Raw genomic sequence first — 12,841 nt, 5'->3', positions numbered from 1 at the left:
TTTTAAAAGAGCATGATGTTAAAGCTACTTTTTTCGTCATCGGCAAAAGAGCCGAAGTTGATCAAGGGGTGCTGAAAAGAATGGCCGATGAGGGCCATATCATCGGCAACCACACCTGGAATCATCCTGATCTCATGAAACTGGATGAGGCCAGGATTGCAGAGGAAATTCTAAAGGTAGAAAGTCTCGTGGAAAAAGTGGCGGGTTACAAGATGAAATTGTTCCGCTCCCCTTACGGCTCCTTAAACCGGGAGAACGTGAAACAAGTGGCGAATCTCGGCTATTATATCATCGCTTGGAATGTGGATTCCCTGGATTGGAAGGGCTTGAGCGGGGAACAAGTGCGGACCAATATTTTGGAAAATATCCGCAATGGGGCCATCATCCTGCAGCATTCCGCGGGGGGGCCAGGTGAGGATCTGAGCGGTACCGTGGAGGCATTGCCGGTGATTATCACCACCTTAAAGAAGGAAGGGTACCAGTTTGTAACGGTGCCGGAACTCTTAAATATTCCCTATCGAAAAGATAATTGAGGAAAAACGCTTGACAGGGCAAGACTGGACAGGTTATAATTGAGTTCGTTAAGAGGTCCTGTTTGTCGAGCGGAAGTAGCTCAGTGGTAGAGCACCGCCTTGCCAAGGCGGGGGTCGCGGGTTCGAATCCCGTTTTCCGCTCCATTTCTAATTTATGGGGTGTGCTTCGACAAGCCTCGGCAGTCCTGACTGTCCGAGGTGTTATTCTATTATTAGAGTGATTTTACGCGGGCGCTGAGCAGGAAATGGTATAATAGAGGCGAAAAAGGATAGATCAAGAGGAACAGGGTACGCTTTAAAAAAATATTACATATAAATGAATATGAACAGGGGGAGCATAAATGAAAGCCAACGTGGAAAAGATAGAGAGCAACCAGATGGTTCTGGAAGTGGAGGTGGATGCTGAGGAATTAGAAAAAGCTGCCGAGCAAGCTTACCGGAGACTGGTACATAAGTATGCCATTCCCGGCTTCCGGAAAGGGAAGGTTCCCAGAGCCATCCTGGAAAGATATATTGGGTCTGAAATCCTCTACCAAGAGGCTGCAGACGGCTTGCTTCCCGGTGCTTACGCTGATGCAGTGAAGGAAACGGCGATTGAACCCATTGACCGGCCTGAGGTGGAAATCGTCCAGTTAGAAAAAGGAAAGCCTTTTATTTTCCGTGCACAAGTGACCGTGATGCCTGAGGTTACCTTAGGTCAATATAAAGGGTTGGAAGTGGAAAAACCGGTGGTGACCGTCACCGACGAGGATGTGGATCAGTACCTCAAGTCCCTCCAGGAACGTCATGCCCAGTTGAAAACCCTGGAGGAGGGGCATGTGCAAGACGATGACCTGGCGGTCATCGATTTTGAAGGTTTCATGGACGGCGAAGCCTTTGAAGGAGGAAAAGGGGAGGATTATACCTTACGTATCGGCTCCCGCAGCTTCATCCCCGGCTTTGAAGAACAGCTGGTAGGGATGCAAATCGGTGAGGAAAAAGAGATCACCGTCACTTTCCCGGAGGACTACCATCACGAGGAGTATGCCGGGAAGGAAGCGGTGTTTAAGGTTAAAGTAAAGAGCGTCCGCAGGAAGGAACTGGCTCCCTTGGATGATGAGTTTGCCAAGGACATCAGTGAATTCGATACCTTGGAAGAGCTGAAAGCCGATGCTAAGCAAAAACTGCAGGAACAGGCCGACCGGCGCAGCGACGTAGCCGTGCGGGAACAAGTAGTGCAGAAGGCTGCGGCCAATGTGCAGGTGGATATCCCACCAGTGCTCATTGAACGTCAAATTGATTACATGATTGGCGATCTCAGCTATAATCTGGAGATGCAGGGGTTGAAGTTGGAGCAGTACATGCAGTTCTTGGGCAAGAACGAGCAAGAATTCAGGGAAGAGTTCCGGGAAAGGGCCCGGGAAATCGTGCTGGCCCAGTTGACCCTGGAAGCCATCGCCAAGCAGGAGAACATCCAGGCTGGCGATGAAGATGTGGAAAAGGAACTGCAAAGGGTTGCCGAAGCCATGAAACAGGATATCGAGGACGTGCGCAGGAATATGCTGCTGCACAACAGGTTGGAGGATCTGAAGCAAAATATTGTCACGGAGAAGACCATCGAGTTCTTGATCCGGGAAGCCAATGTAAAAGAGGTAGCTGCTGAGGCAAAAGCTGGGGAGTCCGAGGAGAAAGCAGAAGCAGCTGAATAATCTAAGGAGAGAGAGAGGTCGATACTATGTCAGTTCTGGTACCGATTGTGGTAGAACAGACCAACCGCGGGGAAAGAGCTTATGACATCTATTCCAGGCTGCTGAAAGACCGCATCATCTTCCTGGGCAGTCCCATTGACGATCATGTAGCTAACCTGGTTATTGCCCAGATGTTATTCCTGGAAGCTGAAGATCCCGATAAAGATATTAACCTGTATATCAACAGTCCCGGCGGCTCCATTACTGCTGGGATGGCTATCTATGATACCATGCAGTACATTCGCCCGGATGTCTGCACCATCTGTGTTGGCTTAGCGGCCAGCATGGGTGCTTTCTTGTTGGCCGCCGGTTCACCCGGCAAGCGGAAAGCATTGCCCAACAGTGAAATCATGATTCACCAACCTTTGGGAGGTACCCAAGGACAGGCGGTGGATATTGAGATTCATGCCAAGCGCATCATGAGGATGCGAGATCATTTGAATAGAATTTTGGCGGAGCGTACCGGCCAGCCCTTGGAAAAAATTGCTAGAGATACTGACAGGGACTTTTTCATGACCGCCATGGAAGCCAAGGAGTACGGTATAATCGATGAAGTAATTACTCGTCGTGATGAGCTTCGCAAATAACACAGGCGGGGTGACATTATGTACAAATATACCGATGAAAAAGGGCAGCTAAAATGCTCTTTTTGCGGCAAACCTCAAGACCAGGTGAAAAAACTGGTGGCAGGTCCAAGCGTCTATATATGCGATGAATGCATCGAACTCTGCAATGAGATCATTGAAGAAGAGCTCAGCGAAGAGTTCGGCATGGATATGGGGGAAATCCCCAAGCCGGTGGAGATCAAAGAAATACTGGACCAGTATGTGGTGGGCCAGGAGGACGCCAAAAAGGCTTTGGCCGTGGCCGTTTATAACCACTATAAACGCATCAATCTGGGTATGAAGATTGATGACGTGGAGCTCCAGAAGTCCAATATCATCATGATCGGGCCGACGGGGAGCGGCAAGACATTGCTGGCCCAGACCTTGGCCCGCATCCTCAATGTTCCTTTTGCCATTGCCGATGCTACCTCCTTGACGGAAGCCGGCTATGTGGGCGAAGATGTGGAGAATATCCTCCTCAAGCTCATTCAAGCGGCGGATTATGACATTGAGAAGGCGGAAAAAGGCATTATCTACATCGATGAGATCGACAAAATCGCCCGCAAGTCGGAGAATCCCTCCATTACCAGGGACGTGTCCGGCGAAGGTGTGCAGCAGGCATTGTTAAAGATCCTGGAAGGAACCATCGCCAGCGTGCCCCCGCAAGGTGGGCGGAAACACCCGCACCAGGAGTTCATCCAACTGGATACCACCAACATCCTGTTCATCTGCGGCGGTGCCTTTGACGGCCTGGATAAAATCATCCAAAACCGGATCGGTAGGAAATCCCTGGGCTTTGGGGCGGAGATCGTCGGCAAGCGCGATAAACCTATCGGCGAAATCTTGCGGCATATTTTACCCGTAGACTTGCTGAAATACGGTTTGATCCCCGAGTTTGTGGGCCGGCTGCCGGTGATCGTGACCTTGGATGCTTTGGATGAGGCGGCTCTGGTCCGGATCCTGACGGAACCGAAAAACGCCTTAGTGAAGCAGTACCAGAAGCTGTTTGAGCTGGACGGGGTGGAACTGGAGTTCAAGCCGGACAGCCTGGAAGCCATCGCCCAGGAAGCTATCAAGCGAGAAACCGGCGCGCGGGGACTCAGATCCATCATTGAGGACATCATGATGAACGTCATGTATGAGCTTCCTTCACGGAAAGATGTGACGAAGTGCGTGATCACCAAGGATGTAGTGCTCCGCAGGGAGGAACCGCTGCTTCTTTCCGAGAACCGCAAAAAGAAAAAAGAAGAAACCGCTTGACGAAAGAACTGCTCCTCTTATGCCAGGCAGTGTCCATTATAGGATTTTCGCTGCCGCGAGGAGCTTTTTTTGTTGTTATTTTTGGTTGTTTGTCATATGTTAGGATTCGGAGTTTCCACTATCCCGAATTCCGTGTTAACGCCACACCTTACGGGTATTGCAAAAGACAGTGCTGGGGCGCCGCGGGTGCCGCCACGGCTGAAAGGGCGCAAAAACCGGCTTGAAAAGAAGTGGGATGCATCCCGTTTCTTGAAGGGAATCATAAAAAAATGTTGAATTCTTTTAGTAACCTTGTATTCATGTGTTCTTGACTTGAGTTCATGCAATTATGCCTTTATGTTCCGGGGTGTGCCATGAAAGAGAGGATCAAGGAATTGCTGGGAGATCAACCCATCATTCCGGCCATCAAGAACGATGACGGCCTAAAAGCCGTGCTCGAAGCAGACGGGCAGATAGTTTTTGTCCTGTACGGCAACGTGCTGAACATCGGCGAGATCGTGAGGAAGCTGAAGGAGAGCGGCAAGATCGTTTTTGTCAACGTGGACCTGATAGAGGGGTTTGCCAGCAAGGAAATCGTGGTGGAGTACTTGAAGAAAAATTCGGAGGCGGACGGTATTTTAAGCAACAAGGCGGCCATGATCAGGGCCGCCAAGGCCCTGGGCTTGTTGGCCATCCACCGCTATTTCGTAGTTGACTCCTTCTCCTACGAGAACCTGGAAAAGCAACTGGAGATCGCCCAGCCGGATTTCCTGGAAGTGCTGCCGGGATGGCCCAGGATGATTTCCTGGGTGGTAGAAAAGGTAAAAATTCCCGTGATTGCCGGCGGCCTGGTGTGCACCAAGGAGGATGTGGTGGCGGCCCTTGGTGCCGGCGCTACGTCCATTTGCTCGACTAATCAGGATGTATGGTCCTTGTGATTGACAATTCAAGCAATTAGTATTATATTTAAATTGTGAATTACTAGAGAATGAGAGGAAAGTAATTCCGCGAGGAATATACTTTTCTCTCATTTTTGTTTTTCAGGAGGAGATTAGGATGGGCATTGAGAGCTTCAACATGGATTTCTTCAGGTTGGACGGGAAAAATGCCATTGTGACCGGCGGCAATACCGGCTTGGGGCGTGCCTTTTCCCTGGCACTGGCGAAAGCCGGGGCCAACGTGTTCATCCCGAGTCTGGTTGATGATACCTCGATCAAGGATTTAATCGAAGCCGAGGGCGTGCGCGCGGAGTTCATGGTGGTGGACCTTACCGAAGAAGGCGCACCGGAGAGGATCGTGCAAGCTTGTGTGGATGCTTTTGGCTCCGTTGACATCCTGGTGAACAGCGCCGGCGTATGCAAGAATGTCAAGGATGTCTTGAAGTTCGGCCGCCAGGAGTGGGACCTCATGGTGAACGTGAACTTGACGGCTGCCTTTGAGATGGCGCTGGCTTGCGCCAGGAGGATGATCCCGCAGGGAAGCGGGAAAATCATCAATATCTGCTCCCTGTTTTCTTTCCTGGGCGGCCAGTGGTCACCGGCCTATGCGGCCACCAAGCACGGCCTGGCCGGTTTTACCAAAGCTTATTGCGACGAACTGGCCCAGTTCGGCATCCAGGTGAACGGGCTGGCGCCTGGTTACTTTGCCACGGAGATCACCGCGCAAACCAGGAAAGATCCGGAGGCTAACCGCAGGGTCTTGGAGCATATACCGGCGGGCCGGTGGGGAGAACCCCTGGACCTGATGGGAGCCCTGGTATTCCTGGCCAGTAAGGCCTCGGACTACATGAACGGGCACATCCTCGTGGTGGACGGGGGATACCTGGTAAGGTAGGAGGCGTGGCTGTGCGGTACTTGATTGGCGTGGACGGCGGCTCACAGAGCACCAAAGTTGTGATCTTTGACGAGTATGGCCGGGTGGTGGCCCAGGGCAAAAAGGACTTGCGTCCCATGATCCTGTCCCCGGAAGGCTTCGTGGAACACCCCGACGACGACCTGTACGACTCGTTCGTGGCGGCCAGCCGGGAAGCCATGAAGAACTTTCCCGGGAAGCCGGAGGAAATTGTGGGGTTGGGCTTGTGCACCATACGCTGCTGCCGCGTTCTGCTGGATGAGAACGGGATGCTGGCGTCGCCGGTGCAGAGCTGGATGGATATCCGCCTGTCCAGACCTTACGAGCACACCGACCCCAGGGTGCGCTATGTCACCACCACTACCGGCTACATGACCGGGAGGCTGACCGGGCAGTTCCGCGACACGGCGGCCAACTGCGAGTACCAGTGGCCCCTGGACAAGGATACCTGGCAATGGCACGCGGAGGACGAAGTGATCAGGCAGTACGGGCTCAAGCGGGAGATGCTGTTCGAGTTGCAGAATCCGGGGGATATTGCCGGTTACCTGCTGGAGGAAGTGGCGGAGGAGACGGGCATCCCGGCCGGTATCCCGGTGGTGGCCACCGCCAACGATAAGGCGGTGGAAGCCCTGGGGGCCGGGCTGTTGGACCAGAAGACTATCCTGGTGTCCCTGGGAACCTACATCACCTCTATGGTGCCGGGCGACAGGCACATCAAGAAGGCAGAGTCCTTTTACACCAACCTGGCTTGCATCCCGTACCGGTACCTGTACGAGAGCGGCGGCATCCGGCGGGGCATGTGGACGGTAAGCTGGCTCATCGATCTTTTGGGCAGCGACCCCGCGGAAGCGGCAAGGCGCGCCGGCCTCTCGGTGGAGGACTACCTGAACCGGGAAGCGGCCAAGGTGCCGGTGGGAAGCGAGGGGCTGATGACGGTGCTGGATTGGCTGGCGCCAGGGGACAAGCCCTACAAGAAAGGCCTGATGATTGGCTTCAGCGGCCGGCACAACTGGCGGCACATGTACCGCTCCGTGGTGGAAGGTATCGCCCTCACCATGAAAAACCATTCCGACGTTATGCTGAAAGAGCTGGGGCTGGCGCCGGAGAGCCTGATGGTCTCCGGCGGCGGTTCCAGCGGTGACCTGTTCATGCAGGTTTTTGCCGACGTGTACGGGCTGCCGGCCCGGCGCACGGTGGTCAACGGGGCGGCCAGCCTGGGCTCGGCCATCTGCGCGGCGGTGGCGGCCGGCATTTATCCCGGCTTCGAGGAGGCGGTGGCAGCCATGGTGCGGGTGCGGGATGAGTTTATGCCGGTGCCGGCGCACACGGAGTTTTACGGCAAGATGAACGAAGTTTACCGGGAAATCACGCTTTATACTGACGAGATATTAAAGAAGGCCTATCCGCTATTCGGCTAGAAAGGGGCAAAACCATGGTACGGGAAGAAATTGTGCGGAACCTGATAGAAATGCTGGGCGAAGATCGCGTGGTGACCGACGAGCAGGTGCTGAAGGTCAGCAGCGTGGATCGTTTCCGGCGTTTTGAGGAACTGCACGGGGTTTTCACGTTGCCGATCCCGGCGGCGGTAGTTTACGTGGAAAGCACGGAAGAAGTGGCCAAGGTACTGAAGTTTGCCAATGACCACGGTATCAACGTAGTGCCGCGCACCGGTCACTCGGCGACGGAAGGCGGCCTGGAGACGGTGGTCCCGGACTCCATCGTGGTGGACGGGTCCAGGATGAACAAGATCATAAGCATTGACACCTACAACATGCAGGCCACCTGCCAGTGCGGGGTTCCGCTGGAGGTCCTGGAAACCCGCCTGCGGGAACTGGGTTACACCACGGGCCATTCCCCGCAATCAAAACCATTGGCCCAAATGGGCGGCCTGACGGCCACGAGAAGCATCGGCCAGTTTTCCACCCTGTACGGTGGCATCGAGGAGATGATCGTGGGGCTGGAAGCCGTTTTCCCGGGCGGAATCGTGACCAGGATCAAGAACGTGCCGCGGCGGGCAGCCGGTCCCGACCTGCGCCACGTGATTATCGGCAATGAAGGGGCCCTTTGCTTCATTACCGAGGTCACGGTGAAGATCCACAAGTACATGCCGGAGAATAACATCTTCCTGGGCTATACCCTGGAAAACATGAAAACCGGCTTCGAGATCTTAAGGGAGGTAATGGTGGAAGGTTACCGTCCCTCGGTGGCGCGTTTGTATGATGAGGCGGACGCCGAGTCCCACTTCGGCCATTTTGCCGAGGGCAAATGTGTCCTGATCTTCATGACGGAAGGACCCAAAAAGATATCGGAGGCCACGGCGGAAGCCATCGAGCAGATCGTAGCCAAGTACCCCGAGTGCAGGAGAGTGGACAGCAAGTACATCCAGGTCTGGTTTGAAAACCTGAACTGGGATGTTTCCAGGGTGGAGGAAGAGCGCCGGGAGATCCTGGCGACCAAGAATATCGGCAACACGACGGAAGTGGCTGCTAACTGGGATCAAATTTACGACATTTATCAGGCCTGCGTGGAACGGCTCCGCAACGAGATCCCGGACATGACGCTGGTAGGCGGGCACTCCTCCCACAGCTATATCAACGGTACCAACATGTACTTCGTGCATTACTATAATGTGGTGGATTGCAAGCCTGAGGAAGAGATCACCAAGTACCACCTGCCCATCAAGAAAATTATCGTGGAAGAAACCCTGAAGCGCGGCGGTACCATGTGCCACCATCATGGTGTCGGTAAGCACCGGGCCCCCTGGATCGCCGAGGAACACGGCTCCTCGTTCTATATCTTGAAGAAGCTCAAGGAAGCCTTTGACCCCAACGGGATCATGAATGCCGGCACCATCATTCCCTTGGAGAAAAAATGAGAATCCTGGTTTGCTTTTCGGTAGTCCCCGACTTGGATAAGATGAGCCCGGACGACTGGAAAACCGGCGGGCTGGCGGTGGATACCACCTATGTCCCCACCCAGCTAAACCCGTTCGACGAGAGCGCACTGGAACTGGCCTTGCGGCTCAGGGACCGGGGCCAGGCGGAGCTGGTGGCCTTGACGATAGCCGACCGTTCCGCGGACAGGTATCTGAAAAACCTCTATGCGCTACGTTTCGACCACGCGGTACGCTTGGACTGCGGCGAGGATTTGCACTTCCACCCGGAGGCCAAGGCGGCGCTTTTGGCCTCGTACGCCCGCCGGCATTCCTTCGACGTGGTGCTGGCCGGACGGCAGAACGCCGTGGGCGACAACGGCAAGACGCCCTTTTTACTGGCGGAAATGCTGGGCCTGCCGTGCATAGGGCAGGTGACCGGGGTTGAGCGGGAAGGCGAGACGCTCATGGTAACGGCGGCGACGGACGGCGGCTCGGTACGCCGGGAGGTTAAAGCCCCCGTGGTGCTGGCCGTAGGCAATGTGACCGGCGGGTATCTCAGGGTGCCGACCCTCAAGGATAAGCTGCAGTATGGGAAGCGGGAAGTGGAGGTCATAGCCGTGGCGCATGACCCGGGGTCTCCTGCCGCCCGGCCCCTGCGACTGGTCAAAAAGGAACAGGGCCGGCAGGGCAAGGTCCTGGCAGGCGAAAATGCCCGGGAAAAGGCGCGGCTGCTTTACGAGCTTTACCTCAAGGAGAGGCTGGAGAGGCCATGAAATACACGGTGGTTTTAAACGGTTGCAGCGGGGATACGCGAGCCATGGCCGAGGAACTGCACGGTTTCCTGGCGGCGTATGGTGCCGGCCCGGGCGGCCGGACGGTGCTCTTTTACCGCGACGAGGAGAAAAGGGAAGAGCTGGTGCGCTGCGCGCCTACGGAAAAGGTGATCCTGGTCAAGGTAGACGGGTATCTGGCGGAGGATTTTCTGCCAATTCTGAAGGTGCTGGCAGACGATTCGGACCTGTACCTTTTTACCGGCGAAGTCGGCGGTGAGCTGGCGGTGCGCCTGGCATACCGCTTGGGGGGCAGTTCCCTGGTGGGCGCAAGTTACGCTGCCGGTGCGGCGGTTTTCGGCAAGGCGGTGTACAGCGGGCACCTGCAAGGGGAGTTTTCCTTGGAGAAAAAACCGTACTGCGTGGTGCTGGCCCGGGGGATGAGACCCCTGCCCATACCCGACCTGCAGCGGGTCGTGCAAAAGGTAGAGTTTGAGGCCGGCGGGCAGCCGGGGGAGTTTATCCCGGCGGAAACGGGAGAGGGTTTGTCCCATGCCCGGTTCGTCCTGGTGGCCGGGCGTGGGGTGAACGGCAAGGAAAACGCGGCCTGGGTGGAGGAAGCGGCCAGGAGATTGGGCGCCGAGTTCGCAGTGACCCGGCCGGTGGCTATGAGCGGCTGGGCTCCCCTGCAGCGCCTGGTGGGCGTGTCCGGCGCGGTGATTGGACCGGAGGTCTGCCTGGTGGTGGGGGCCTCGGGGGCGGCGGCGTTTTATGCCGGCATTGAAAAAAGCGACCTGATCGTGGCGATTAACATTGACGGGCAGGCGCCCATTACGCGCCTCGCCGACGTAGTGCTGGTGGACGATTACAGGGCGGTGCTGGCGGGACTGCTGGAGATAGAGGGGGTAGGATGATGGGAAGCCTTGTGGTCCCTTATTCGGAAAAATTCGAAGACTACCTGCGCGATGAATCGGGCCTGGTGGGCAGGGCGGAAAGCCTCTCCTTTCCCGATAAGGAAACGGAAGTACAGGAAATCGTGAAAACCATGAGGGATCTCGGGACGAGCCTGACGGTCCAGGGAGGAAAAACCGGGCTCTTGGGCGGTGCCGTACCGCCGGGAGGGCACCTGATGAGCCTGACCAAATTGCGGCAGGTAAAGGGATTGGCCGGGAATAAGCTGGTGGTGGAACCGGGGGTGACCCTGCAGGAAGTAAAGCAGGTCCTGGCCAAGACCAACCTGTTTTGGCCGCCGGATCCCAGCGAGGGAACGGCTACCGTGGGCGGGGTGGCGGCTCTTGGCGCCCGGGGGATGTGCGCCCATTACTACGGCGATACCGCCCGGCACATCGAAGCGGTGCGGGTGGTCCTGGCCGACGGTTCCTGCCGGCTGGTCAAGCGGGGCGAGCTTTGGGCGGGCCGGGACCTGCTGGACCTTTTCCTTGGCAAAGAAGGTCTGTTCGGGGTGGTGACGGAGCTCACGCTCCTGTTGCAGGAGAAACCCGAGGAAAAATGGGGCATCATCTTCTTCTTTTCCACGGAAAGCGAGGTGATTGCTTTTGCCCGCGCGGCAAGAAAGGTGGAGGTGCCCGGTGCTTATGTGGCGGCCCTGCAGTACCTTGACCGGCATATCCAGGAGTTGCTGCGCAAGTCGCGCCAAGTTGTACCGCGCTTGCAGAAGCTACCGGAGCTCATGGAGAGCGGGGCCGGGATGGTTTACGTGGAGATACACGGTGCATGGCCGGGTGTGGAAGAAGTGGCGGAAGCCTTGATGGAAGCAGGGCTGGCCTGCGGAAGCGACCCGGATACTGCCTTGGCGGTTTCCGGGGAAGCGGAAGTGGAAAGGATGAGGCTTTACCGTCACCTGGCCGTGGAGTGCATCGGCCTGCAGGCGAAAGGTCCCCGCCTTAGCATGGACGTACGGGTGGCAGAAGGCGCCCTGGAAGCCGTCCTGTCCGGATTCAGGGCCCGGTGCGACGCGCAAGGAATCAAGGCAGGTGTCATGGGCTCCCTGGGAAGCGGCCTGCTTAACATAAATATACTGGCTGACAACGAAGCGCTATGGCAGCGCGGGAAAGATTTCCTGTTGGATTGGCTGGAAGCGATGAAGCAATACCTTGCTGTAGGAGGTGGGATCGGGAAAACAAGAAGAGAGTTGTTCGCGAAGCTGGCCGGGGATGAGGCGGTGCAAGGAATCAGGCGGTTGAAGGAAATGCTTGACCCGCAGCATTTACTGAACCCGGGGAATATGGTGTAGGGCAGTGTTCACGGATGCATTTAACATGGTTGCAAGTGAAAGGTGTAGCGAGTTTTTATAGAATTCGGAAGACAGCGCCAAATCCTTGGTGCAGCCGGTGCAAAACCGCCTGCAAAAGTATTTGCATGCAAAACCTTTGGCAGCCAAACCCGGCAAGGGCGGTAGACAGCGGAAAGGCCGGCGGGAGAAAGAAGCCAGGTTCCCCGGCCGGCTGGAAGGAGATGACATAGCTCTTGCAACAGTGGTAGCTGTAGGAGGTGATTTTTGCAGGGGAGTTTTGACACTGAGAAAAGGGAGGAATCGCTATGGAGAGCATAATGGTGTTCCTGGAGTACGTATGGCAAACGCGGCACACGATCGGCCTGCTGACCTGGCAACATGCCTGGATGTCGCTGGCCGGGGTGGTGCTGGGCACGCTGACGGCAGTCCCGCTTGGGATTTTTATCTCGCGGCGCCCGGTGCTCAGCAGTTACGTGATTGACATCGCGGGAATGCTCTACACCATACCGTCTCTGGCACTATTGGGCTTCCTCCTGCCTTTCCTGGGCCTGGGAAAGGTACCGACCATTGTGGCTCTGGTTATCTACTCGTGGCTGCCGGTGCTTCGCAACACCACGGCGGGGATCGTCAACGTCGACCCTGCGGTAAAAGAGGCGGCCATAGGGATGGGCGCCACACCGAGACAGTTGCTGTTCAGGGTTGAATTGCCGCTGGCGTTCCCGGTAATCATGGCCGGGATCCGAACCGTGGCCGTCATGACGGTGGGGATTACCACCATGGGGGCCCTGGTGGGTGCCAGGGGCCTGGGTGAACTGATCTTTACCGGGATCTCCATGATGAACAATAACATCACGCTGGCCGGCACCATCCCGGTGGCGTTGATGGCGGTGGTCCTGGATCAGGTCCTGGGGGTCGTAGAGAGAAGGATACAAAACGCGGTTGGCCTGAAAGAACAGGTCCACTAAACCAAAACCAATGAAGGGAAGG

Annotated in this window: 12 protein-coding genes and 1 tRNA gene; all 13 read left to right on the top strand. The window is 56.1% G+C overall.

Going from position 1 to position 12,841, the window contains the following annotated elements:
• Nucleotides 1–533 (top strand): polysaccharide deacetylase family protein (locus tag GXX34_05915; GenBank protein HHW07055.1); only part of this gene is annotated, 533 nt, incomplete at its 5' end.
• Between the two features lie 69 nt (nucleotides 534–602).
• Nucleotides 603–677 (top strand) — tRNA-Gly (locus tag GXX34_05910).
• 197 nt (nucleotides 678–874) lie between these two features.
• Complete coding sequence (locus GXX34_05905; GenBank protein HHW07054.1) at nucleotides 875–2,221, top strand: trigger factor; 1,347 nt, start codon at nucleotides 875–877, stop codon at nucleotides 2,219–2,221.
• A gap of 26 nt (nucleotides 2,222–2,247) precedes the next feature.
• Nucleotides 2,248–2,847, top strand: a complete 600-nt coding sequence (clpP, locus tag GXX34_05900) for an ATP-dependent Clp endopeptidase proteolytic subunit ClpP (GenBank protein ID HHW07053.1) — start codon at nucleotides 2,248–2,250, stop codon at nucleotides 2,845–2,847.
• Nucleotides 2,848–2,865: 18 nt separating this feature from the next.
• Nucleotides 2,866–4,125 carry an ATP-dependent Clp protease ATP-binding subunit ClpX gene (gene clpX / locus GXX34_05895; GenBank protein ID HHW07052.1) on the top strand — a complete coding sequence of 420 codons (1,260 nt, stop codon included), beginning with the start codon at nucleotides 2,866–2,868 and terminating at the stop codon, nucleotides 4,123–4,125.
• A gap of 353 nt (nucleotides 4,126–4,478) precedes the next feature.
• Complete coding sequence (locus GXX34_05890) at nucleotides 4,479–5,042, top strand: glycerol-3-phosphate responsive antiterminator (protein HHW07051.1); 564 nt, start codon at nucleotides 4,479–4,481, stop codon at nucleotides 5,040–5,042.
• 118 nt (nucleotides 5,043–5,160) lie between these two features.
• Nucleotides 5,161–5,937 carry an SDR family oxidoreductase gene (locus tag GXX34_05885; protein HHW07050.1) on the top strand — a complete coding sequence of 259 codons (777 nt, stop codon included), beginning with the start codon at nucleotides 5,161–5,163 and terminating at the stop codon, nucleotides 5,935–5,937.
• Nucleotides 5,938–5,942: 5 nt separating this feature from the next.
• A complete protein-coding gene (locus GXX34_05880) occupies nucleotides 5,943–7,373 on the top strand; it encodes a sugar kinase (protein HHW07049.1) in 1,431 nt (476 codons plus the stop codon).
• A gap of 14 nt (nucleotides 7,374–7,387) precedes the next feature.
• Nucleotides 7,388–8,830, top strand: coding sequence for an FAD-binding oxidoreductase (locus tag GXX34_05875; protein HHW07048.1), 1,443 nt, complete (start codon nucleotides 7,388–7,390; stop codon nucleotides 8,828–8,830).
• Nucleotides 8,827–9,603, top strand: coding sequence for an electron transfer flavoprotein subunit beta/FixA family protein (locus tag GXX34_05870; GenBank protein HHW07047.1), 777 nt, complete (start codon nucleotides 8,827–8,829; stop codon nucleotides 9,601–9,603). Before GXX34_05875 ends, GXX34_05870 begins: the two co-directional genes overlap by 4 nt.
• Nucleotides 9,600–10,514: an electron transfer flavoprotein subunit alpha/FixB family protein gene (locus tag GXX34_05865; protein ID HHW07046.1), complete on the top strand. Its 915-nt coding sequence runs from the start codon at nucleotides 9,600–9,602 to the stop codon at nucleotides 10,512–10,514. The genes GXX34_05870 and GXX34_05865 overlap by 4 nt, the downstream gene beginning before the upstream one ends.
• On the top strand, nucleotides 10,514–11,854 hold the full coding sequence (locus GXX34_05860; GenBank protein ID HHW07045.1) for an FAD-binding oxidoreductase: 1,341 nt from the start codon (nucleotides 10,514–10,516) through the stop codon (nucleotides 11,852–11,854). The genes GXX34_05865 and GXX34_05860 overlap by 1 nt, the downstream gene beginning before the upstream one ends.
• A gap of 305 nt (nucleotides 11,855–12,159) precedes the next feature.
• Nucleotides 12,160–12,819 carry an ABC transporter permease gene (locus GXX34_05855; protein HHW07044.1) on the top strand — a complete coding sequence of 220 codons (660 nt, stop codon included), beginning with the start codon at nucleotides 12,160–12,162 and terminating at the stop codon, nucleotides 12,817–12,819.
• The last annotated feature ends 22 nt before the right edge of the window (nucleotides 12,820–12,841 follow it).

It is taken from the genome of Clostridia bacterium (assembly GCA_012840125.1).
Classification (GTDB): domain Bacteria; phylum Bacillota; class DULZ01; order DULZ01; family DULZ01; genus DULZ01.
Note: the sequence above shows the minus strand (reverse complement) of the source record. Positions and strands in the feature narration are given on the sequence as shown.